This window comes from Anaerocolumna aminovalerica, assembly GCF_900115365.1.
Taxonomy (GTDB): domain Bacteria; phylum Bacillota; class Clostridia; order Lachnospirales; family Lachnospiraceae; genus Anaerocolumna; species Anaerocolumna aminovalerica.
In genome coordinates, this window is record NZ_FOWD01000009.1 from 23,567 (window position 1) to 48,267 (window position 24,701).

The following is a 24,701-nucleotide window of genomic DNA, read 5'->3' on the forward strand; positions in this document are numbered from 1 at the left end:
ATTACACTAATTTCTGCACAGAAATGAGGATATTGTAACAAATTTACAACATAATGATAAAATATAAACATTTTTTATATTAAAAAATGTTATATTTAGAACAAAAACGTTGCATTAATAGTGCATATGTGCTATAATCAAAACTAAATAATACTTGAATAGTGAGAAACATAACTTAATAAGTAATGTTTCGATGACATTTTTATTGTAAAAGATTTAGTCATTGCATTTATGATGCATGATGTAAAGAATTATAATACAGCTGATTGAGCTGATTATCCGAAATAAAAATGTCATCATTCAAAAAGGATGTGACGTTAGAAATCACATCCTTTTTCTTAGTAATTAATCCTTTTAAATCTAGTCACGTATCAATGTTACATCAAGTGCAGTTTATTCTCCAAATTGGTTGATAAATAACTGCCTAATTCCTAACTATTGAAATTATAGTCTGTTAATGCAGATTATAAATATAATTAATTTACATGGGGTGTCTATACGGCATTACTAATAATAAGGAGGAAGTTCATGAAGAAACAGGAGTTTCATTAACTAAGAAGTCCTGAGCCGAAAAAGCCTTTTTCGGAAGAATAGGATGTTAAGGTTATAAATTTTCCCCGCGTTATGTAAATACGTTGTATTGGGGCCAATGCGATTTTACCGCAAGCGGAGAGAAAATTTATAAGCAGTAAAACCTGTAATATAAATAGGTTCTGCATTAAGTAATTAGATAATAAAGGAGGAAAAATTATGAAGAAAATTGCAAAACGGTATTTGGCAATGATTTTAAGTATCATAATGGTATTTTCAGTAAGTCCTGTCAAAAGTTATGCAGATGAGATTGCTGGCACTTTTGTAAAAATAAATAGTGCGGCAGATCTTATCTCAGGTAAGTATGTAATGGTAGAAAGCTCCGGAAAAGCAGCAGGAGTTTTTGATGGAACTAACACGTTAACAGTAGCACAGCCTACAGTCGTTGATGACAAGATAACGAATCCGGATAGTGGCTTAGTATGGGATTTTACGGTTTCCGAAAGTGGTGTTACTTTAATGGATTCCAATGGAACAAAAATTAAGCCAACGGGCACTACAAATGTCATAGCAGTAGGTGATTTCCAGTGGACAGCTGAATTCATAGGCGGAACTTTTTCCTTTAGTGGATTGAATTATAGTATAGGGTATAATGCTACTATTAATTCAAATCAAGGTGGATTCAGAACTTATAAAACAGCAGGTAGTACTATTAAACCTTCTAACTTTACTCTTTATAAACTAGATGATGGTATACCATCTGGACCAGTAAAAGCAGCAAGACCGCAGGCAAGTAAGCCGTCCGGTTCAACCGTTGTTTCCGGAAGTGCTATTACACTTTCTTGTACAACACCGGGGGCTACTATTGAGTACCGTGTTACCAATGTATCACCTTCTGCAATTATGTTTTATTCAGAACCTATCATAATTAGCAGTGATACAACAATTGAAGCAATGGCAACGGCACCTGGTTATTTAGATAGTGATGTTGCAGTATTCAATTACATAATTGGAAAAGAACCGGAAACAAACCCGGATTTATTCGATCCAATTCCTGAAATTCCAGCTGGTGCAAAATCTGTATTTGAGGCCAGCCAGTTAGAGGCCGGTCAGACGATTACCGTGGTGGGACAACTTGTTTATAGGTTTGGAAACTATGATTCGGCAAATTCGGCAATTTTGGAGGATGTTATTAATGGGCAGATTTATGCATTGCAGATTTTTGATAGTCTGTCTGGTTTTGAAATTGGTGATGTTTTAAAACTAACCGGAAAAACGGATATATATGGGGCAGTTCCTCAATTAAGAGACCTTACAAAAAAGGAAAAGCTAGTATCAGCAGCAGATACACAGCTGATTCCTGCACAGGAATTTACATCATTTAATGATCTAAAGGCTGTTAAAGAATCTTTAATATCAGAATGGGTAATAATTAAGGATGTAACACTAGGTAATTATAACAATAATGGAAGCACAAAGGTTACGGACAGCAATGGTGGCAGTATGGATATATATCGTGCAGCAACCTTTCCATACGGAGTAACTGCAGGCGAAAAAGTTGATTTGTACGCTTGTGTATCAAAATATAATACCACCGACCAGCTTCGTGTGGGTTCATCCACTGATTATTTGGTAACAAATGATACAAAAGCTCCTACAATAACATTTCCTGTTTTTGATAGTGCAGAGTTAGAAAAAGATTATAGGATATCTGTAACTATTAAGGATAATGTAGCCGTTACTGAAGCAGAATTGACCTATACAGTGAATTCAGTATCTACAACGGTACCTTTGATACAGAATGCTTCTGATAAAACCCAATGGGAAGTAACTATTCCCGGAAGTACATTTACTTCAGGTGTTTCTAAATTCACAGTTAGTGTTACTGCTAAAGACAAGGCAGGTAATGAGGGAAAAAGTACTAAAATAGATATTGCTGTTATTGATGAACCTCAGGTTACGAAAGTTACACCTGCCCGCAATGAAAAAACGGGAGATGAAAAGAGACCGCTTATTAGCATAACTGCAACTAATCTTGGTACTGCTCCTACCGCAAAACTTACCTTAAAGGCAGGAGAGAGGATTGAATTAAATGCGGTTGCCATGACCCATGCTAATGGAACTTTTTCTTATAAATTAACCAAGGATTTGGCAGATGCACGTTACACTGCCTCTGTAGTGATTACCCGTGCAGATGGTAAATCCACAACCTATGAGTGGCCATTTACCGTAGGTACGCCGGAGTATAGCTTATATTTTGGACAATTACATAGTCACACAACTTATTCCGATGGTTCCGGTTCTTTAGATGATGCGCTTGATTATATTAATAAAATCAGCAAGAGTGATAATGTTGATTTTGCTGCTTTTACGGATCATTCTAACTATTTTGATACAAAAACAGAGGTGAATCCGGAAGCTTCACTTTATGATAAGAATTTAATGACGGCAGGAAGCCAAAAGTTATGGAATGAATATAAAGGTAAAATTGCTGATTTTAATGCTTCTTCAACAAACAGAGGAGTAATTGCTCTCGGGGGTTACGAAATGACTTGGTCAAGCGGACCGGGACATATTAACACCTGGAATACAGAAGGTATTGTCAGCCGTAATAACGAAACTTTGAACAATAAAACAAATGATGCCGGAATGAAAGCTTATTATGCTTTATTAAGCAAGGAAGAAGGAGCTGATTCCGTCAGCCAATTTAATCACCCTGGTAAAACATTTGGTACTTTTAGTGATTTTGCTTACTGGGATCCTATCATTGATTCACGTATTACTTTAGTTGAAGTTGGTAATGGAGAAGGTGCAATCGGTGCTGGGGGCTATTTCCCATCCTATCAGTACTATACTATGGCTTTAGATAAGGGATGGCATGTAGCACCAACCAATAACCAGGATAACCATAAAGGTAAATGGGGAAATGCAAACGATGCCCGTGATGTTATTATTACCGACAACTTTACGGAACAGGGTATCTATGATGCATTAAAGGATCGTAGAGTATATGCAACAGAAGATAAAAATCTGGAGATTACCTATACTGTAAATGATGAATTAATGGGAAGTATCATTGATGAAGTACCTGAAAGTCTGGATTTAAAGGTAACATTAAGTGATGCAGACGATATAATTCAAAAAGCAGAGGTAATTGTAAACAGCGGACGTGTTGTCCATACATGGGATGTAAACGCTCAGAGTAAGGAACTTAACGTTAACCTTAAACCAGACTATAGCTACTATTATATCAGAGTAACAGAGAAGGACGGAGATCTTGCAGTAACAGCGCCAGTATGGGTTGGAAAAACAAAACTTCTTGGAATTTCAAGTGTGGAAAGCAGTACTGCTACACCGGTTACCGGAGAAGAAATGACAGTTAAAACAATTCTATTTAACAGTGAGTCAGAAGATGTAGCTATTAAATCTCTGACTTATAAGTTAGATGGCGCTATAATTGAGAGGAAAGCAGATGCAGGTATCGTTGCAAAAGGAACGACTACGGAAGTAGCTTTCGAATTTACACCTGAAAAAGCAAAAATGCAAACTATAACCGTTGAGGTAGTTTTAGAATCAGGTGGCCTTGAGTATGAATTTACTAAAGATATTACTTTGGATGTAAGAGATGCGAATAAACTAGTATACATAGGAATTGACGGAAGCCACTTTAATGAATATGTGGCTGGAAATTATAAAGATTCTATGACTAACTTTAGTAAGCTTGCGGCAGAAAGTAATGTAAGATGTGTCATTCTGAATTCCAGTGATGAATTAATAGCTGCAGCTAATAATACAGATGGTAAGTATAAGATGATTATATTGACAGCACCAAGCCGTCGTGATGGTACTAAGTTAAGAGAACCATATGCTACTTATGCAGATGAAGAAATTGCAGCTATTAAGGGTTTCTCTGAAGCAGGTGGAAGCTTAGTATTCTGTGGCTGGTCAGACTTATACGAGAATTATAAAAAATTCCCAGCAGAAGATCATATGGCAGCGCAGCAGAATAAGGTACTTGAAGCACTAGGTGCATCTTTACGTATAAGTGACGATGGTACTTATGATGATGTATTAAATGCAGGTGGAAGTGAAGCAAATAAAGCTAGACTTTACTTTTCTACTTACAATTGGGATAATCCATTTACAAATGGTATCGTATACGATGAGAAACATCCAAACGATAACATATATTCACAACTTTATAGTCAGTATGGTGGTAGCACAATCTATGCAGTAGATATGGCTGGAAATCCTACATCTACATTATCGGACAATGTATCTCCTATTGTGTACGGACATGATACTACCTATTCAAAGGATTGCGATAATGACGGTTTTGGCGGAAGTTCCACACCAAAATACGAATATAAAGCAGGTGATAATCGACTTATGGTACTTGCCAGTGAGACTATTACCCATGCAAGTGGAAATCAGTCGCTGCTAATTGTAGCCGGTGCAGCCTTTTTAAGTAATTTTGAAATTCAGGCTACCATTGCAGATACTAATGCAGAATTAAATTACTCCAACTATACAATTTTAGAAAACTTAATCCAGTATGTAAATCCGACACAGCTTGATAAGATCGAAGATGTACAAAAAGAAGCAGAAGAAGGTGTTAAATTCACAGTAGAAGGTATCGTAACCTCCAATGCTTCCGGATATGATAAAGCTACAGCATTCTTCGACTGTATCTATCTGCAGGATGAAACGGCCGGTATTAATGCATTCCCAGTGGCTGGTGACTTTAGGATTGGTCAAAAGGTTCGTATTACGGGAACTACTTCTTCTTATCAGGGTGAAAGACAGTTAAATGTTATGAGTATATCCCTGGTGGATGATACTATTACAGAAGTAGAGCCAAAAGAAGTAACTGCCAAAGAGATTAATGACAGAACATACCTTGGAAGTCTTGTAAAGATTTCAGGTAAAGTAACAAAGGTTGAACTTGCAAACGGAGCTGTACAGACGATTCTTGTTCAGGATAAGGCAGGAAACATTGCTCGAATCTTTATTGACGGTTATATTACAACCGACAAGGAAATTAAGGAATTAGCAGTTGGAAACCTTATTACTGTAGTTGGTTTGTCTTCTTATGATGATACTTTTGATGGCCTTCATGCACGTATCCGTATTAGAGACCGTGCCGATATTATATGTAAGCGTAATGATTCATCAACACCAAATCCATCGAACCCAACACCGAATCCAACGCCGAATCCAACACCTACACCGACTCCCACACCAACACCTGGTGGTAAAGCTGTAATAACTGTTGATAAAGGAACAAGTTCAATTACAGGCGGAAAGGCAGTTATTAAAGTAAAAATCGGTGAAAAAGTTCTTAAGGAAAATGTGAAAGACGGTAATAATAACATAACTATCACATTAGGTAAGGAAGTATTAAAGGATATCGTAACAGATAGTAAAGTTAAAAAAGGTATCGTAATCGATCTGTTCATTCCTGCTGTTAAAGATGCAGCGATAGAGAATATTCTATTAAGTAAAGATGCAATGTTATTAGCACAGAAATCCGGACAGAAGCTTACTATCAATGTAGCAAGCGGTAAGGGTTATACAGTTGATATTTCCGCTTCTGAATTGAAGAAAGTTACAACAGGTTCAAAAGATCTGAATATAGCAGTTACTTTGAAGAAAGATACGAAAGCAGCTGCAAAATCAGTTGGAATCCTAACTGTAGGAACAGATGACACCTTAGCAGCAGGTATGATAGTTACAGTACCTGTAAAAGATACACTTTCCTTAGCAGCAGGTAAAAAGGTATATATTTACCATAAAAATGCTAAGACCGGTGCATTAGAAGAAGTACCAAACAATCCTATAACCGTAGCTGCAGATGGCACTATAAAATTTTCTACCCTAAGGGGAGGAGATTTTGTAATATCCACGGAGAAGGTTAAAGATGCAGTTAAGTTAATAGATAGGGTAAAAGTATCTGTTAACTCTTCTGTTGCAAAAGGCAAAAAAATCAATGTAAAAGTGACTCTTCCACAGGAATTAGCGCGGGTTACAGCATTTAAAAATGGTGATCCGGTTGGCCAGGAAGAAGCAAAGGTAATATATAAAGTAAGTAATAAGTCTATTGCAACCGTATCCAGTAACGGAACCATTACTGCTAAGAAGAAAGGAACCGTAAAGTTAACAGTTACAGTTACTTTAGAGAATGGACAAAAGAAGAACTTTAGCAAAACCATCCAAGTAAAATAAAATAGCAGGTTGTAAACAGATATAAGGCTTAATTAGAAGGGCTGCCACACTAATTTAGTGTGGCATTCCTTTGTTAGGTATTTGCTTTAGTAATCAGAGAGGAATACTGTATGAAAAAGAATCTTAAGGTGAAAATATTAACTGCAGTGATAATGCTGTTAGTATTTATAGGCGCAGCTATAATTTTAAACCGTCCGGATCCGGATGATGTGCTATCTTCTGCACAAAAGAGGATATTCGCCTTTGCAAAAGTTACAGCTATATTAGGGGATAATGCATCACCGGACACTTGGACAGAAGGAAGACGTATTGGAGCACAGGAATTAGAAGTGAGGATTCTTACAGGTAAGCATAAGGGAGCTGTGCTGGAAACAATCAACTACTTAAATGCATATTATAATGTGGATGCAAAGTTAGGAACACGGCTTATAGTCCGGCTGGACTATAATGATACAGGAGAACTATATGTAGTGTCCATTCCTAATTATGATCGAAGCAGCATATTAGTTATAGCTCTGATTGCCTTTGCTATACTTATGGTGTTGGTAGGTGGAAAGCAGGGAGCAAGAGCATTACTTGGACTATTGTTTACATTATTGAATCTTTGGTATATTTTAATTCCTTTGGTATTAAAAGGAGTTTCTCCAATATTAGCTACTATTTTAATTGCTGCATATACTAGTGCAGGTGCATTACTATTGTTGACCGGTTATACCAAAAAGACATTCTGTGCACTTGTAGGATGTGTTGGAGGGGTTATAGCCGCTGGAATCTTTGCTTGGATTATTACGATTTTGACACCTATGAACGGATTTAATATGTCAGAGGCAGAGGAACTGGTAATACGGGCTTCGGAATCGCCATTGAAAATCAGTGGTTTACTGGTAAGTGGTATACTACTTTCAGCACTTGGAGCGTTGATGGACACTTCCATGTCCATTGTATCTGCACTCCATGAGGTTTATGAGCAAAATCCTTCCATATCCAAAAAGCAAATCTTCCGTTCCGGTATGAATATCGGGCGGGATGCCATGGGAACCATGGCAAATACATTGATACTTGCATTTGTAGGATCGGCATTTAACCTATTGATTCTATTTCAGGTATATGAGTATCCCATGATTCAAATACTAAATAGTGATATGATGGCAATTGAAATTTTACAGGGAATTGCAGGATCAGTAGGTATTATTGCAACCACACCATTGGTTTCTGCTCTATGTGCCACAATATTTCGATTTAAGGGAAATAAAATATTGACACGGTAACTATGAAGGATGGAAGGTTATATAAATAATTTTACATCTTCCAAGGTTTTAAATGTAATTTCCTATAGATCTGGAATAATATGTATATGAAGCAACCCTTATTAACCAGCTTATATTAATAAGTAATCAACTTTATGATTTTTGGTTAGTTTGTAAGATAATAAAGAGAAGAATTGAAGCACATCTGCAAATGTTAGTCTATTTTTGCCTAACATTTAAGATACACTTCAGATATTCTTCTCTTTTTTTAATAGATTAAAGTAATAAAATATAAAAGGTATTATATAAAAGTAATAAAAATATATTGACAATATAACAACTAAAATATACAATATAACAAAGAGTTGATAATATTAATGCAAAAATATAACCAAAATAGTTGTTTAGTAAGAACTATCTTTGCTTTCAGCTAAATTAAATACATAAAAATATTTTTTTAAGGGAAGAGACACTTACGCTGTTCCCAATCGTCAGTAAACCCCTTAAATCTTATCTTTGGCACCCTATCATTATTCACTTTTCTCACCATCCTCTTCTATCTTTTCCATATCTTCCTCCATCAAATTGTTAATAGCACTTTTTAGTTCTGCTTTTGATTCATCATCATTCCCAACTAATTCTTGAAGCATTTCTATTAATGATTCTTGTGAGCTCTTTATCTCTTTTGTAATTTTTGCAATCTCTGCCGTAACTTCACCTAAATCTATTGGTTCTTCTTCCTCAAAAGTATCCACATAGCGAGGAATATTGAGATTGAAATCATTTTCCTTTATTTCATCAAAGGAAGCCAAATAGGCAAATTTATCAATAGTTATTCTTTTCATATACGCATCAAGTATCTTATCTAAATGCTCGTCATTCATTGTATTCTGTGCTTTACCCTTTTTAAATTCTTTTGAAGCATCAATAAATAGTACATCACGTTTTTCACGTTCTTTCTTCTTAAGGATGATTACAGTGGTAGGAATACTTGTATTGTAGAAGATTCCTGCTGGCATTCCAATAACAGTATCGATTGCACCATCTTCTAATAACTTCTGGCGAATCTTTCCTTCAGCATTTCCTCTAAACAATACGCCATGAGGTAAAACAATAGCCATTACACCAGTATTCTTAAGGTGGTAGAACCCGTGCAGCAAAAAGGCATAATCCGCTTTAGATTTTGGTGGAAGTGCCCCATACATACTAAATCTTGGGTCTGTCATAAATCCTTTGTCCGCACTCCAATTCGCTGAGTAGGGAGGATTCATGACAACTGCATCAAAATTTGTAGGTTCATCAACTGGCCAATCCTTGTCAAGAGTATCTCCATTATGAAGATTTTGATTTTCAACAGGTACGCCATGAAGTATCATATTCATTCGTGCAAGATTGTATGTTGATGTGTTTAACTCTTGTCCAAAATATATTACTGTATTGGCTTCGTTTGAACACTTCTTAGCATTTAACATAAGGGAGCCGGATCCCATAGCAGCATCATATATCGTAAATCCCGATACATCTTTTTTACCATTGAATACAATTTGGGTCATTAATTTTGACACTGGTTGTGGTGTATAGAACTCGCCAGCCTTTTTTCCTGTGTCACTTGCAAATTCACCTATCAGATATTCATATGCATCACCTAACATATCACCTTCATGAACGGTAATATTAATCTGTGACAACTCTTGCATTACATTAGATATCATTTGATTTCTTTTCGGTGGTGTATTTCCAAGTTTTGTTGAATAAATATCCAAATCCTGAAATAAGTCTTTAAATGTCTCATCTGATTGTTCAATATCTCTAAATCCTTGAGATAGTTCTTCTAATTGAAAGGTATTATCATTTATTTTATTAATCAAGGCAGTAAAAGTCAAATCTGGTTTTAAAACAAAGGATATTTGATGTTTCAATTCAGAAACTAAGTCATTTCTCATACTCTCATCTTCGTAATTTTTCCTATAAATTTCTAATGCTTCATCTAATGTGTTCGCTTTTTCATCTAATAAATCCACTAAGCTATAAAGTAATTTATCAGACAGATATTTATAAAAGATAAGTCCTAAAAGATAACTTTTATAATCTTCAGCTCCCATTGTTCCCCTCATTACATTTGCACTATTCCAAAGTGCTGTTTTTAAATCTTTTGTGCTTTCACTCATTTTAACCTCTCCTTTACATCTAATAACACACGACTTTAACCCGTTAGATTGCGCCCATGCTGGGTGCACCAATAATAGGGTGGAATTCAAAGAATTCCACCCTATTTTGAATAAGAGTCCAAAATTTACATATATAATGCTATTTCTTTAAATACTTATTAACATTTATAGTAAAATAGTGCCTTTAAAAATATTGATTTTCATCTCAGTAAGCATTGAATCTCTACTTTCAGAGACTTTAACGTTAGGCAAAGTCTTTTGCAAATTCATCCCCATAATTAGAGACTATATTATTTACATATCTTTGTTCAGTAAATTGGAATCACAAGCAATCATAATTGCTTTCCTTAATTTCATTAATATAATCTGCACCACATTCCAACATCATTTTATCAAATTCTTCAATTGACATTTCTTGAAAAAATTTTTCAATACTTTTTACTTCTTCTACTAAAGCTCTACCATTTACAATAATTAACACCCCTGTCTAAAAATTGTTTTATAGGTGTATGGCTAGTCAAACTCCCTCTAAATGTCTCAAAGTCCTTTAACCTCTCACTAAATGAACCATAATCAATCTTATCACTATAATCTTCAACTTTTTAATAATGTTTGTAATCCATCCTTTGGTATCTTATCATCCTTTAACCACGTTCTATTTCAGTTCCATGGTACATACTTAACTTTCCCCTTATGTTTATCTATTTAGTTATACATCATCAGTATATCTTAACAAATTAAATTATGCAATAACTTTCCAAAACTTTTCCAAAACTTAACGTATAAGTTAAGTTTTTTATTGTCACATTCTAACCCGATCAACCTGCTTACTCTTTTTCTTTTTTACCCCCCTGTACTCCAAGCTCTTTATACAATAAATGAAGCCCATCAGTCACTTCTCTACTAATTAATTCTATATCTAAAGCTTGTACAAATCCTCTTATCTCTTTTCCTTTAGTATATATTCTATTTGCTTTGCTAAAAAGAGCCTTTAACTTCTCATATCCATTTTTCCCATTGGGTTGTGTACCTGATTTTAATTTTAAAAATCGAATTATCCCTTCCTCATCAATTAAGAACCAATCTTCTATCGACTTTTCTGCTTTAATGTGTATGACTTTATCCGCTCCATCTTCCAACAGAAGCTTTTCTATCTCTATCCAATTTATTTTGGGTTTCTGGGCATAGCCGAATACATCAGTATCATAACATAAAGCAACTGTCACTTGATACCCTGTCAATTTAGGGAGTACCTCTTTCAAAAAGATTCTATTAACTTCTTTCTTAAATCCCCCGATGCCATTAATGCTTCTACAAATAATTTTATGATCGAGATTTCCCGACAAATGTTTTCCCTGATATGCCTTATTAATTCCTTATAAAATTCTACTTCTGTCTTTCCTTCGACAAATAGCGCCAAGCATTTACTCAACTCCGTCACTCTCCAGATATGTTTCTATATTACTTTCATCATCGGATAACATAGAGAAAATATAATCACCCATTGTCATACCAATTGTATCAGCATCATCCATAAGAAGTTTCTCTTTACTCTTTCTAAATCCATAAAATTCTGCAATCCCACCCTCTTTATGGCGTCCCACATAAATACTATCTAATTCCATGAAACTTACAACATAGGGAGAGTGACTTGTTATGATTACTTTGCAGTCGTCTAATAACTCTTCTATAATCTGTAAATACGTCCGAAACAAGAATGGATGAATTGAATTCTCAGGTTCTTCAATGGCAATTAATGAAATATTTCTTTCCTCCATGCTTGCCATCATTATCTTAGTCAATATCATAAAAACTCTTTTTGCTCCATCTGACATTGATTCAAAATCAATTAATTTGGACAGGTTTTTATCACGGACAAACAGTAAATAAATGCTATTAGACACTATAAATGGCATATCTTCAGGTACAACTACATCCCCCTCTTTATTAATCTGTATTTCCTTAACAATTACACTTTCAATATCCGGAAACAATTGTTTATATGCATCAAGTAGTAATTCAAATTTGCTGGGGTTCACCTGTTTTAACTTTGCTATAACTCTTGGTAAATTTTCTGAGTCAATGAAATTTTCTACTAAGCCTTTTCTGATGATTGGATTCGGAACATAGAACTGTTTTGCATCAAGATTATTCTCCATATATAGCCTTAAATCATTAAGTCTCTTGATTATCTCTATATAATATAATTGATCAAATGCTTTAAGTTTATTTGCTACTAATTCCAAATCTTCTATCTGGGTTGGAGTTGTACACCTGCCAGATTCTGAACTTTTATAAAAAGCTTCATTCCCTTGGCGGCTAATGAGTTGATTATATTTTTTCCCTATTTCATCAATCTTTACTCTTAAATATTCATTAACAACCTTTGCCGCATCACCATCATTTCTTATCCAGCTAAAGGAAAAACCATATACAATACGATACTTAATATCATCAATTGTGGTTGCCGTCTCAATCTCGAAACTAAAATCTAAAAAGATGCCAACATCCAGAGAAGCAAACAAAAATCTCTGGTCTGTTGGCAACTTTATTTTTAATCAGCCTTGAATGGTAACAATCTGTTTTAGAAACAGATAATGAGATATATCTATACTGGCACCATTAAGATTTTAACTTTACTATTCTTTCGTTGTTGGTGCCCGTTGTTGGTGCCAGGCACCAACCTAGCACCAGCCTACATAAATGGATTATAAAACCTACTTCCATCATAAAAAGTAAATACTAAAGATATAATAGAAAATACTACGGTAAATATAATCACCATGTAGTCCATCCTGGTAAAAGGTCTTGCCGTATACCAGGTTCTCTTTTTGCTCTTGCCAAATCCTCTTAATTCCATTGCATTACTGATTACATCAATCCTTTCCATACTGGAAAATATAAGCGGAAATAGGATTGCGCCCATGCTCTTGACTCTAGTGGGCAAAGATACATCTTTCGACATATCGATTCCCCTAGCTTCCTGGGATTGTTTTATCTCGTTAAAGTCTCTTTGAATGTCAGGTATATAGCGAAAAGCAAGAGATATGGAATATCCGATTTTATAATTCACTCCTAACCGGTTTAAGGAAGCTGCGAATTCACTTGGATTGGTGGTAACGATAAAAAGAAGGGCGGCAGGTATTACTGTAAAATATTTTAAAGCAACATTGCATTCATAAAAAATCTGTTCCTTGGTAAGGGTATATTTTCCAAATAGATGGAGTAAATCATGTCTGGTTCCATATATCTTCGTTCCTTCATAAGGGGAAAAGATAAATATGGCAAGGATATTAATAATTAAGAACAGACAAATTACCTTAAATACCATAGAAACCTGTTTATATTTTATCTTAGACATGTAAAATGCAATCATACTAATTATGAGCATTGCTAACAGAACTCTTGTATCGTAGGTAATCATACCCAACACAGACCAAAGTATAAAAAAAATCAGCTTAGTGGCACCGCAAAGTCTGTGTATCCAGGTATCGTCATGAGAATAGGTTAAGAACTTAGCCACGAGTACGCACCCCCTTATCATATTCAATAAAATGCTGTACAAATGCGGAACCATCCTGTTTCTCAATTCCACACTTCATGGACAGTTCATAAAGGGAAGTTTCTTTTAAACTGGCTGATTGAATAATGCTGCTATCTGTAAGAACTTTTGCTCCTGTGCTGTCAGAAATTAATGTTCCATCAGATATAACTACACATCTGGAGGTATATTCTAACATCAGATGCATATCATGAGTAATCATAATAATAGTAATTCCTACTTTCTCATTCATTTCTCTTAAGAATTCCATAATTTCTGTATAATGTCTGAAATCCTGTCCTGCCGTTGGTTCATCTAATATGATTATTTGCGGATTCAAAACTAATATGGAGGCAATGGTAACCCGCTTCTTCTGTCCAAAACTCAGTGCTGCAATGGGCCAATTTCTAAAAGGAAACAATCCACAGATTTTTAAGGTTTCCTCAACCCTTGGCCGAATTTCCTCTTCCGGAACTCCCCTGGCTGCAAGACCTAAGGCAACTTCATCATAAATCATGGGCTTGGAAATCATTTGATTTGGATTCTGCATAACTAAACCAATTTTCTCTGCCCGTTTTTTAATAGAATATCCAGCCAAATCATTTCCCTGGTATAGTATCTGTCCTTTATCTGGAGTTTGAAAACCGCATATCAGCTTTGATAAAGTGGACTTTCCGGCACCATTTCTTCCTACGATACTTAGCATATCTCCCTTATATACAGTGAAAGAAACCTTCTTTAGAACTTCTTCCCCTTTTTGATAAGAGAAGGAAATATCTTTTATCTCCAACAGTGCTTCTCTTTTTTCAGCTGCCAAAGGTTCTATCCTGGAAGAAAACCACTGGCTAATCTGTTCTTTATAAGGTGCTATATTCATGTTATCCAAATTGGAAGGAGAATCTTCCTCTCTTACGTGGCATCCTGCATACTTCATTGCTGTTATGTACAAAGGTTCCCTAATGCCCTCCTGCTGCAGCAGGTCCGTCGTCAGAAGCTTATCGGGATTTAAATCCGCTTTTATCCTGCCATCACAAACCAGTATGATTCGGTCCACGTTCTTATAAAGTACATCCTCTAAACGGTGCTCAATGATAACTATAGTTTTCTTTGTGCTCTTATGAATTTCATCAATTAACTCAATGGCATATTTACCAGTTGCAGGATCCAGATTAGCCAGAGGTTCATCAAAAAGCAGTATATTAACATCATTGGTCATAGCACCTGCCATAGATACTCTTTGCTTTTGCCCACCGGACAAATCCTGAGGGGAGTGAGAAAGCAAAGAATCCACACCTACTATTTTAGCGGCTTCCAGTACCTTTTCCTTCATCTGATTAAGGGGAACACAAGCATTCTCCAGTGAAAAAGCAATATCTTCACCTACCGTCAAACCTATAAATTGACCATCCGGATCCTGAAGTACAGTACCTACATCTTTTGACAACTCAAAGATACTGCTTTTACTGGCATCTTTTCCTCCTACCTTTAAGGTACCTGTGCTTTCACCTGTATACGAAAAAGGCACTAGCCCATTCATACAATGAGCTAGTGTTGATTTTCCCGAACCGGACGGACCTACAATCAGAACCTTTTCTCCTTCCATAATTGTCAGATTAATATTATGCAGCGTAGGCTCCTTTTGTGTCCTATATTTAAATGAATAGTCTGTAAATTCAATGACCGGCTTTTTCATCTGCTTGTCCTTTCAAAAATTAGTCCTGTATTATAATCCATCTCTTTTGAAATGATTAATCTTCTTGAAATGTTTCATCTTCTTAAAATGATTAATCTTCTTTCGATAAGCTGGAAGACCCTGCTTTTACTTTGGAATATGCATATGCCAGTAATGTTCCGATAACACCTACTGTAATTGAATTACTGATAAGGGAAGTGGCTCCCTGAACAAATACTTTATTGGCTGGTTCTGCATAAATTAATATATCCAGAATTGGTGCAACAACCACCCAAGCAATGGCATTGCTTATAACCTGAATTACATTGAATAAAAGAATTTGTTTCTTCTTAAATCCCCCTTGTTCAATAAGGAATTTTGAAACAAATAATCCTACAATTATTCCAAAGATAGCATCCGAAACTACCCAACTCCACCAAACACCCCCATACTGAAATGCATCAGCTATAGCATGTCCTAGAAATCCAACAGAACCACCTACAATAGGACCATAAATCGCTGAAAAGAATGCCAGTAAAGCCATTCTTGTCTGAATGGAAGTATTGGGAATAACCCCAAAGGGAATGGATACATAGGAAAGAACAATAAACAACGCCGTTCCTATACCGATTGCCACAACTTCACGAATACCAAACTTCATTTTACTCATAAAAGTACCCTCCTTATTCTGCGTATACCATACGCGGAGCTTTTTTAAATTTAATCTTCCAGCTAAGGCCAGTGCCTATGTTATAAGCATTGGCAAAAGACCCCTGATTGATTGCTACTGCCATATTCTGTAAGGAATTAATATATACTAGACTCTCTCCAAAACGGACATCAGCAAAGGATTTACCATATGTAATAAAGTTTTGATAGACAATTCTGGTATCATTTTGAATCAAGATATCCACTTTTTCTCCACGTTCTATTCCAAGCTTGGAGAAAGTATCATAACTTACATTGGTCCATAGACTACCAAAACGAATATCCAATACATCGATGGTTCCTGTAATCACATCATTTTTATATACAGGATTCACAATCGGCAATTCTATAATACTGTCTACGGGAATTTCTTCTCCAATTTTGCTAAATTCGATATGCTTTGCAGCCATTTTAGCTCCTACATACGCATATACATCTCTACCATGGAAGGTATAGGATAATTCAGAATGTGGCAAATGATTGGATGATTCATTGATTAATCTGGCTTCCTCAATACCCAACATTCGTTTTACGTGAGTCAATGTACCGTTATCCGGCGTTATAACATAATGCCCTGTTTTTGTTTTAACAGCTATACTTCGCCTGTCTGATCCAACACCCGGATCAACAACAGAAACAAATACCGTCTCCTTAGGCCAATACTCTACGGTTTGTATTAGACGATAGGAGGCTTCCCATATATTATACTGTGGAATATCATGAGTTAAATCAAAAATCTTCATATTCTGATCTTCTGAAAATGCCACACCATGCATGGCAGAAACTGCTCCATCTACTAAACCAAAGTCTGATTGAAAAACAATTGCTCTTTCCATAGTTATGCCCTTTCTGTGTTTTAGTATTATTTCTTTATTCCCATAGATAGTATCTTCATTACTATTTTCACGTTTATATTGTATAATATTATAAGCTTTTATTTCATGTATTTCAACTGTATTAGGGGTAAAATTGGTTATGGGTTCCATTCACAAATAAAGACCAGCTATAATTACTAGCCAGTCTTATAAAATTCTATCTTTTAGTATCTTCTTGAATGTCTGTATTTGTTATTACATATGTCGGAACGATTTTCTGTATCAGCTTTCTAATATCATCCGTCTCTTCTTTTGCTGCTTTATCTAATTCTTCTACAGCTTTCAAGAAAGCCTCATCATCCATCTCAATGGGTTTACCAATATGAATTAATTTATTCTCTGTATTCTGTAAACCTTCTTCATCCATGAGAAGTTCCTCATAAAGCTTTTCCCCAGGTCTAAGACCTGTATATTCTATGTCTATATCTCTTCCTGGTTCATATCCGGATAAACGTATTAGATTCTCTGCAAGTTCTGTGATTTTAACAGGTTCGCCCATCTCTAATACAAATATCTCTCCGCCTTTTGCATAAGCACCCGCCTGCAATACCAAAGAAACCGCTTCCGGAATGGTCATAAAATATCTAATAATATCCGGATGAGTAACTGTAACGGGCCCACCCCTAAGAATTTGTTCTTTAAACAGCGGAATAACACTTCCATTGCTTCCAAGAACATTTCCAAAACGAACCGCAACAAAATCAGTCTTGGAACGTTTGTTAAATTCTTGAATAATCATCTCACAAATTCGTTTAGAAGCTCCCATTACATTGGTAGGATTAACTGCTTTATCTGATGAAATAAGTATAAATTTCTCAACACCATAACGATCGGCAGCTTGTGCCATCTTATATGTACCACCCACATTATTCTTAATAGCTTCATTAGGGCTGTCCTCCATTAAAGGAACATGTTTGTGTGCAGCCGCATGATATATAATGTTAGGCCTATATCTGTCCATAATGCTATTAATACGTTTAGTATTACGAACAGATGCAATTAGAACTACCAAATCAATATCCGGGTAGTCATTCTTAATCTCTTGTTGTATAAAATAAGCATTATTCTCGTAAATGTCTACAATGATTAATTGATTCGGTTTATGTTTTGCAATCTGTCTACAGAGTTCACTACCTATGGAACCACCGCCACCAGTAACCATAATCACTTTGCCACTTACATAATTCATAATGCCTTCCATATCAATCTTAACAGGTTCTCTACCAAGTAAATCCTCTATTTCGACATTTCTAAGTCTTGTTACACTGACTTCTTCATTAATTAATTGATACATTCCTGGAAGGATTTTAAGGGCACAGCCTGTCTCCTTACAAATCTCAAGGATTTCTTTTATAGCTTGTCTATGTGCAGATGGTATGGCGATGAAAATGTCTGTGATCTCGTACTTTTCAGCTGCTTCGATTATTTTATTTCTATCGCCAACTACCTTAATGCCTTGTATGTAGTTTCCAAGCTTGTCTTTATCATCATCTATTGCACAAATTACTGTACCTTTTACATATTCGCTTCTAGTTATTTCTCTAATGATTGTACTAGCAGCATCTCCTGCTCCAATAATCATAATTCGACTTTGAACCGTTCCGGAAATATTACTTCTAGAGACCTTTCTTACATAACGATAGAAAAACCTACTAACACTAACTGTTCCCATCATAAATACTGTACTAAGTGGATAATAACTTCTTGGAACATGAATATGGCGAATAAAATGCATTCCGATGAGCTGTAATCCACCAGAAATTACGCAGGCAAATATGATATTCACTAATTCGTCGATGCCTGCATATTTCCATAAACTGTTGTATAATCGGAAAAGAGCAAATATTATGATAGTTATGGCAGTGTTCATAAGTGCATAAGACAAAACTGCATCCGCATAATTAGTAGGAACCTGTGCTAATCTAAAATCAAAGCGCACTAAAAGGGCTGTATATGCTGAAATGTTAATTAGAATAACATCTAAAATAATCAAAAACAGCCTACGTATAAATAATTTCTTATCTTTAATAAATTTTATCACGATAGTCACCTATATAAATCTTTTTTAAGATACAATTTCCTTTATAAAAATTCTCTGACATTATTTCTTCAATTTAATAAGTTAAATCAAAAGTATACTAACACAATTTTCAAATAGTTACAAGTAATTCCTTCTTAATACTAACAAGTACCATAATTGATTAATCATCTCTAAAAGAATTATAGTAGACTTTGTTTTGCTAACTGAATACACCCCATAATTCCTTGATTATCTTTTAACTTTGCAGGAACTATATATTCCTCTATATGTTCTATCTGATCTGTTTTTATATAACCGTTAAGTTGTTCCTTAACTTGTTCTCTAATTAGTGGAAATAATTGTTTTTGATGAATTACACCACCTCCCAAAACAATACGCTGAGGAGAAAGAGTTAAAATATAGTTCACTATAGCTTGACCAATATAATAAGCTTCCAAGTTCCATACTTCGGGAAATTCTCTAAGATCTTCTGCCTTTTTCCCCCATCGTTTTTCAATGGCTGTTCCGGAAGCTAATCCTTCTAAGCATGTTGTATGGTAAGGACATACGCCTTTAAAAGTATCTTTATGATGTTTATGTATTAATATATGACCCGCCTCAGGGTGAAGCATTCCATGTAGTAATTCACCATTTATATAAACACCAACTCCAATGCCAGTACCGACAGTAATATAAATACTATTACTCAAGCCTTTGGTACTTCCCCATGTTGCTTCTCCTAATGCTGAACAATTCACATCTGTATCAAAACCGATTGGTATAGATAAGGAATTTTTAATGCTTCCAACAATATTATAATTAGCCCATGCCACCTTAGGTGTTGAGGTAATATATCCATACATTTTTGATTCTTTATTCAAATCAATTGGACCAAAGGAACCAATTCCTAAAGCTAAAATATTCTTATTCATAAAATAATCAATAATTTTCGGAATAGTAATACCAGGTGTTTCAGTTGGTATAGATACCTGTTCTAATATTTCACCATTTTCATTCCCAATCGCTAAAACCATTTTAGTTCCACCAGCTTCTAATGCACCAAATAGCATTTATTCTACCTCCATAACATTTCCTAATAAGCTTAACATGACAATTATCTTGTTTTACGTAGTATCTATAATTTAGTATAAGTGCCAAATAGCATTAAGTCAATATTTAGTAAAACAAGTGCTATATCTTTACATCCATATATATAACCCGTTTTACTTCAATTAGTTTTTTCTTTAATTTGAAATATTTTACTATGTAATGACTCTCAAAGTTAGTCTTACAAATCTAATGATTCACCTTACTAAAGGTACGAGTTATGACAGTTTTATTCAGGTTAATATAAGTCTGATAAGAAAAGAGAATTAGGTTTTATATATAATAAAGAGTTACCAAAATTTTTAACCAGTATTATATATCCATTTCTATAAAAATGTGTTATTATATTAATTAGTAAATTTAAATATAGATTATTCACATCAATATTAAAATGGAGGCAACAGTGAAAGTTATACTATTTTTAGAGCCAGTATTTAAGGAAATGATTTGGGGTGGTGAACGCCTAAGAACTGACTTTGGATATGAGATTCCAAGTAATCATACGGGCGAATGCTGGGCCGTTAGTGCACATGCCAATGGAGATTGCACTATAAAGAAAGGAAGATATAAGGGAAACAGTTTAAGCTCTCTATGGGATAACCATCGGTATCTATTTGGCAATCTAGACGGAGATGTATTTCCCTTACTAATAAAAATCATTGATGCTAAAGAGGATTTAAGTATACAAGTACATCCAGATGATACCTATGCCAAAGAAAATGAAAACGGTTCTCTGGGCAAAACGGAATGTTGGTATATTCTAGACTGCAACACTGATGGACAAATTGCTATCGGTCATAATGCAAAAAGCAAAACGGAATTGAAAGCTATGATAAACAATCATAGCTGGAAGGAATTAATTCGTTTACTACCCATTAAAGAAGGTGATTTTTTTCAAATTGAACCTGGAACCGTACATGCTATAAAAGCCGGAACTTTAATACTTGAAACACAGCAAAATAGTGATATAACTTATCGATTATATGACTATGACCGTTTATTTAATGGTAAGGCAAGAGAATTACATATTGATAAATGTATAGATGTTATCAGTTATCCTCATAAGGATATTAAGAGTAAAAAAGATATCACTACATATGAACAGGGAATTGAAGAAAAGCTAATATCCTGTAGCTATTATACAGTAAGTAAAGTTATGGTAATTGGAAAACAAACGTTTTTGCAAAATGAGCCCTTTACTATCTTAAGTGTAATAGACGGTGAAGGTCAAATTGATGGAACTCCTATCGCTAAAGGTGATCATTTTATACTACCTGCAGGATATGGTCAATATACATTGTCAGGTAATATGAGTCTAATTAAATCAAACGTTTAAAGGGAAAGATTCTTTATTGCAAATACCCCCAAAATATAGTACTATTTAAGGTAATTCAAAAGAAAAAATCAATAAGGGAGATAAATACCTATGAAAATGACAGCACTTATCATGGCCGGTGGCCGTGGAGAACGCTTTTGGCCAAAAAGTAGGAAAACAATGCCAAAGCAGTTTTTATCACTTACGGGTGATGGTAAATCAATGATTCAACTAACAGTAGAACGAATTCTTCCAATTGTAAATATAGAAGATATTTTTATTTCTACCAATAAAGACTACAAATCACTTGTTTTAGAACAGCTTCCTAATATTCCAAAAGAAAATATCTTATGTGAACCATATAGTAGAAATACAGCACCTTGTATCGGTTTAGGAGCAATACATATATCTAAAAAATATGATGATGCTATTATGATGGTACTACCTTCTGATCATTTGATTAAGTATAGTAGTATGTTTATAAACACATTAAAAGACGCAAGTGAAATAGCACAAAAAAATAGTAATTTAATAACGATAGGTATAACACCAGATTATCCTGAAACTGGATATGGTTACATAAAGTTCAATCCTTCTATGTATGAAGGAAGATCTTTTCAAGTTGACCGTTTTGTTGAAAAACCTAATCTGGAATTCGCTAAAGAGTACATTGCCTCAGAAGAATACTTATGGAATAGCGGCATGTTCGTATGGAAAGTTTCTTCTATATTAAGTAAAATGAATGAATTTATGCCAGATACATATCAAGGACTTCTTAAAATACGTGAAGCCATTGGAACAGAAACAGAAGAAGTTGTACTTGAAAAAGAGTTCCGTGAATTTCAGTCTATCTCAATTGATTATGGCATTATGGAAAAATCCCAAAATATCTATACATTACCTGGAACTTTTGGATGGGATGATGTAGGTTCTTGGCTTGCGGTCGAGCGCATAAAAAAAACCAATGAGTATGGTAATGTTGTTGATGGTAATGTAATTACTATTGATTCTAAAGATTGTATTATAGAAGGTGGCAATAAGCTCATTGCTACTGTGGGTATTGAAAACCTTATAATAGTAGATACCGAAGATGCAACTCTTATATGTCAAAAAGACAGTGCTGGAGATATTAAAAAAGTTTTAGAGAATCTAAAAATATGTAATAGAAATGAATATATCTAATTATATAATATTAACAAAGGAGTATAAAATTATGAAAAATGCATTAATTACAGGAATTACAGGACAAGATGGATCTTATCTTGCAGAATTGTTATTAGAAAAAGGATATAATGTATATGGCATTATGAGAAGAAAAAGTGTTGTGGATTACGGTAATGTTGACCATATTAAGGACAAGATTAATTTTATCTATGCAGATATGACTGATGTTATATCACTAATTAATGCAATGATAATATCCCAAGCAGATGAAGTATATAATCTTGCGGCGCAATCCTTTGTAGCGACTAGTTGGGAACAACCAATCGCTACTGCTGATATTAACGCACTGGGTGTTACTAATATGTTAGAGGCAATTCGTACCGTAAAACCATCTGCTCACTTCTATCAAGCTTCCACAAGTGAAATGTTTGGTCTTGTACAAGAGATTCCACAGAAAGAAACTACTCCGTTCTATCCAAGAAGTCCATATGGAGTAGCTAAATTATATGGTCACTGGATAACTAAAAATTACCGTGAAAGTTATAATCTATATGCATGTAGTGGTATCTTATTCAATCATGAAAGTGAAAGACGTGGTAAAGAATTTGTTACAAGGAAAATTACGGATGCAGTAGTTAGAATTAAATTAGGAGTTCAAGATCATTTAGAATTAGGTAACATGGATTCTAAACGTGATTGGGGCCATTCCAAAGATTATGTAAAAGCTATGTGGTTAATGCTTCAGCAAGAAACTCCAGACGATTATGTAATAGCAACAAATGAGACTAGAACAGTTAGAGAATTTGTAGAAATTGCTTTTAATCACGTTGGAATTACTGTTGAATGGCAAGGGACAGGTGTAGATGAAATTGGAATTGATAAAACTACAGGAAAAACAATTGTAAAAATAAATCCTAAGTTCTTCCGCCCAGCTGAAGTAGATATCCTATTAGGAGATCCAACAAAAGCTGAAACTGTTCTTGGTTGGAAACGTGAAATACCATTTGCTAACCTTGTAGAAAGAATGGTTAAAAATGATATGGAATTAGTGACAAGAGAAATTAAAATCAGCAAATTAAATTAGAAATGATTCATAAAGGTTATTACAAAAACGGAGGGATCTCATGAAAGCATTAATAATTGGAGGTGCCGGTTTTGTAGGAAGTTATCTAATTGACCATCTGCTCAATGATTGCGGATGGTCAGTTGCTGTTACGAAACTAGAGCATGAAACGATTGAAGAAAGAGAAGATATATCCATCTTTAATCTTGATATACTAGACAAAAATGCAATAAATAAATTATTGGAATATGTAAGACCTGATTACATATTCCACTTAGCTGCACAAAGTTCCGTCTCTCTCTCATGGAAAAATCCATCTCTTACTATTGATGTTAACATTAAAGGCAGTGTGAATGTATTAGATGCAATACGAGAATTAGATTATAAACCACGTGTTCTTTTAATTGGCTCTGGTGAAGAATACGGTCACATTCTTCCTGATGAGACACCAATAGCAGAAACAAATCCAACCCGACCGGGTAATATTTATGCAGCAACAAAAGCTTGCCAAAACATGATTGGTAAAATATATGCGGATGCATATCAAATGGATGTTATAATGGTTAGAGCATTCAACCATATTGGTCCGAAACAAGCTCCAATGTTTGTAGTGGCTGACTTCTGTAAGCAGGTTGCAGAGATTGAAAAAGGATTGCGGGATCCGGTTATTAAAGTTGGTAACTTAAGTGCTAAAAGAGATTTTACTGACGTACGAGATGTTGTAAGAGCATATTCCCTTCTAATACAAAAAGGAGAAAAGGGTGAGACCTATAATGTTGGAAGTGGAAAAGCTGTTGCTATTGAAGATATTTTGAAGATGATATTAGAAATGTCAAAAGTAGAAATTAAAGTTGAAGTTGATCATGATAAATTGAGGCCAGTAGATGTAGCTATTATAGAAGCAGATGTATCAAAATTTATTTCTTGCACTAATTGGCAACCTGAGATAAACTTACTTAATACAATCCAATCAACTATTAATTACTGGAGATTAGCTTTATAAGAAGAAGTATTCTGGGATCTTATAATAAAGATTCTAGAATACTTTTATATAATAATCTATTA

15 protein-coding genes are annotated in these 24,701 nt (G+C 34.7%); 6 read left to right on the forward strand and 9 right to left on the reverse strand.

Features of this window, described 5'->3' with window-relative positions; genetic code table 11:
- The first annotated feature begins 750 nt into the window (after window positions 1-750).
- A complete protein-coding gene (locus tag BM183_RS06865; RefSeq protein ID WP_091685559.1) occupies window positions 751-6,756 on the forward strand; it encodes a CehA/McbA family metallohydrolase in 6,006 nt (2,001 codons plus the stop codon).
- Window positions 6,757-6,866: 110 nt separating this feature from the next.
- A complete protein-coding gene (locus tag BM183_RS06870; RefSeq protein WP_091685562.1) occupies window positions 6,867-8,024 on the forward strand; it encodes a YibE/F family protein in 1,158 nt (385 codons plus the stop codon).
- Between the two features lie 509 nt (window positions 8,025-8,533).
- On the opposite strand, the gene BM183_RS06875 is transcribed toward BM183_RS06870, so the two are convergent.
- The 9 genes from BM183_RS06875 to BM183_RS06915 form a co-directional block, all read right to left on the reverse strand.
- The gene (locus tag BM183_RS06875) at window positions 8,534-10,171 is read right to left on the reverse strand and encodes a type I restriction-modification system subunit M (RefSeq protein ID WP_091685563.1); all 1,638 of its coding nucleotides are present in this window, start codon (window positions 10,169-10,171) and stop codon (window positions 8,534-8,536) included.
- Window positions 10,172-10,998: 827 nt separating this feature from the next.
- Complete coding sequence (locus tag BM183_RS06880) at window positions 10,999-11,412, reverse strand: hypothetical protein (protein WP_242960902.1); 414 nt, start codon at window positions 11,410-11,412, stop codon at window positions 10,999-11,001.
- Window positions 11,413-11,595: 183 nt separating this feature from the next.
- On the reverse strand, window positions 11,596-12,696 hold the full coding sequence (locus BM183_RS06885) for an AAA family ATPase (RefSeq protein ID WP_170847912.1): 1,101 nt from the start codon (window positions 12,694-12,696) through the stop codon (window positions 11,596-11,598).
- A gap of 170 nt (window positions 12,697-12,866) precedes the next feature.
- The gene (locus tag BM183_RS06890; protein ID WP_170847913.1) at window positions 12,867-13,694 is read right to left on the reverse strand and encodes an energy-coupling factor transporter transmembrane component T family protein; all 828 of its coding nucleotides are present in this window, start codon (window positions 13,692-13,694) and stop codon (window positions 12,867-12,869) included.
- Window positions 13,687-15,405 (reverse strand): ABC transporter ATP-binding protein, encoded by a 1,719-nt coding sequence (locus BM183_RS06895; RefSeq protein WP_091685566.1) that lies wholly within the window; start codon window positions 15,403-15,405, stop codon window positions 13,687-13,689. The genes BM183_RS06890 and BM183_RS06895 overlap by 8 nt, the downstream gene beginning before the upstream one ends.
- Before the next feature lie 91 nt (window positions 15,406-15,496).
- Complete coding sequence (locus BM183_RS06900; protein WP_207650137.1) at window positions 15,497-16,054, reverse strand: ECF-type riboflavin transporter substrate-binding protein; 558 nt, start codon at window positions 16,052-16,054, stop codon at window positions 15,497-15,499.
- A 13-nt stretch (window positions 16,055-16,067) separates the two neighbouring features.
- The gene (locus BM183_RS06905) at window positions 16,068-17,078 is read right to left on the reverse strand and encodes an SAM hydrolase/SAM-dependent halogenase family protein (protein ID WP_330392351.1); all 1,011 of its coding nucleotides are present in this window, start codon (window positions 17,076-17,078) and stop codon (window positions 16,068-16,070) included.
- Between the two features lie 46 nt (window positions 17,079-17,124).
- The gene (locus BM183_RS06910; protein ID WP_330392352.1) at window positions 17,125-19,008 is read right to left on the reverse strand and encodes a polysaccharide biosynthesis protein; all 1,884 of its coding nucleotides are present in this window, start codon (window positions 19,006-19,008) and stop codon (window positions 17,125-17,127) included.
- A gap of 179 nt (window positions 19,009-19,187) precedes the next feature.
- A complete protein-coding gene (locus BM183_RS06915; protein ID WP_091685568.1) occupies window positions 19,188-20,057 on the reverse strand; it encodes an ROK family protein in 870 nt (289 codons plus the stop codon).
- A gap of 440 nt (window positions 20,058-20,497) precedes the next feature.
- Here BM183_RS06915 and manA point away from each other — a divergent pair, with 440 nt between their 5' ends.
- From manA to BM183_RS06935, 4 genes are all read left to right on the forward strand, one after another.
- On the forward strand, window positions 20,498-21,430 hold the full coding sequence (gene manA, locus BM183_RS06920) for a mannose-6-phosphate isomerase, class I (protein WP_091685569.1): 933 nt from the start codon (window positions 20,498-20,500) through the stop codon (window positions 21,428-21,430).
- A gap of 90 nt (window positions 21,431-21,520) precedes the next feature.
- Window positions 21,521-22,591: a mannose-1-phosphate guanylyltransferase gene (locus BM183_RS06925; protein ID WP_091685571.1), complete on the forward strand. Its 1,071-nt coding sequence runs from the start codon at window positions 21,521-21,523 to the stop codon at window positions 22,589-22,591.
- A 31-nt stretch (window positions 22,592-22,622) separates the two neighbouring features.
- Window positions 22,623-23,657, forward strand: a complete 1,035-nt coding sequence (gene gmd / locus BM183_RS06930) for a GDP-mannose 4,6-dehydratase (RefSeq protein WP_091685573.1) — start codon at window positions 22,623-22,625, stop codon at window positions 23,655-23,657.
- Between the two features lie 40 nt (window positions 23,658-23,697).
- On the forward strand, window positions 23,698-24,639 hold the full coding sequence (locus tag BM183_RS06935) for a GDP-mannose 4,6-dehydratase (RefSeq protein WP_091685575.1): 942 nt from the start codon (window positions 23,698-23,700) through the stop codon (window positions 24,637-24,639).
- Window positions 24,640-24,701: the final 62 nt, after the last annotated feature.

Excerpts from the sequence above, each read along its gene's own strand:
- BM183_RS06900 (WP_207650137.1), bottom strand. The coding sequence starts at position 16,054 with ATGAGTAAAATGAAGTTTGGTATTCGTGAAGTTGTGGCAATCGGTATA.
- BM183_RS06915 (WP_091685568.1), bottom strand. The coding sequence starts at position 20,057 with ATGCTATTTGGTGCATTAGAAGCTGGTGGAACTAAAATGGTTTTAGCG.
- BM183_RS06865 (WP_091685559.1), top strand. The coding sequence starts at position 751 with ATGAAGAAAATTGCAAAACGGTATTTGGCAATGATTTTAAGTATCATA.
- BM183_RS06895 (WP_091685566.1), bottom strand. The coding sequence starts at position 15,405 with ATGAAAAAGCCGGTCATTGAATTTACAGACTATTCATTTAAATATAGG.
- gmd (WP_091685573.1), top strand. The coding sequence starts at position 22,623 with ATGAAAAATGCATTAATTACAGGAATTACAGGACAAGATGGATCTTAT.
- BM183_RS06935 (WP_091685575.1), top strand. The coding sequence starts at position 23,698 with ATGAAAGCATTAATAATTGGAGGTGCCGGTTTTGTAGGAAGTTATCTA.
- BM183_RS06925 (WP_091685571.1), top strand. The coding sequence starts at position 21,521 with ATGAAAATGACAGCACTTATCATGGCCGGTGGCCGTGGAGAACGCTTT.
- BM183_RS06875 (WP_091685563.1), bottom strand. The coding sequence starts at position 10,171 with ATGAGTGAAAGCACAAAAGATTTAAAAACAGCACTTTGGAATAGTGCA.
- BM183_RS06905 (WP_330392351.1), bottom strand. The coding sequence starts at position 17,078 with ATGGAACCCATAACCAATTTTACCCCTAATACAGTTGAAATACATGAA.
- BM183_RS06870 (WP_091685562.1), top strand. The coding sequence starts at position 6,867 with ATGAAAAAGAATCTTAAGGTGAAAATATTAACTGCAGTGATAATGCTG.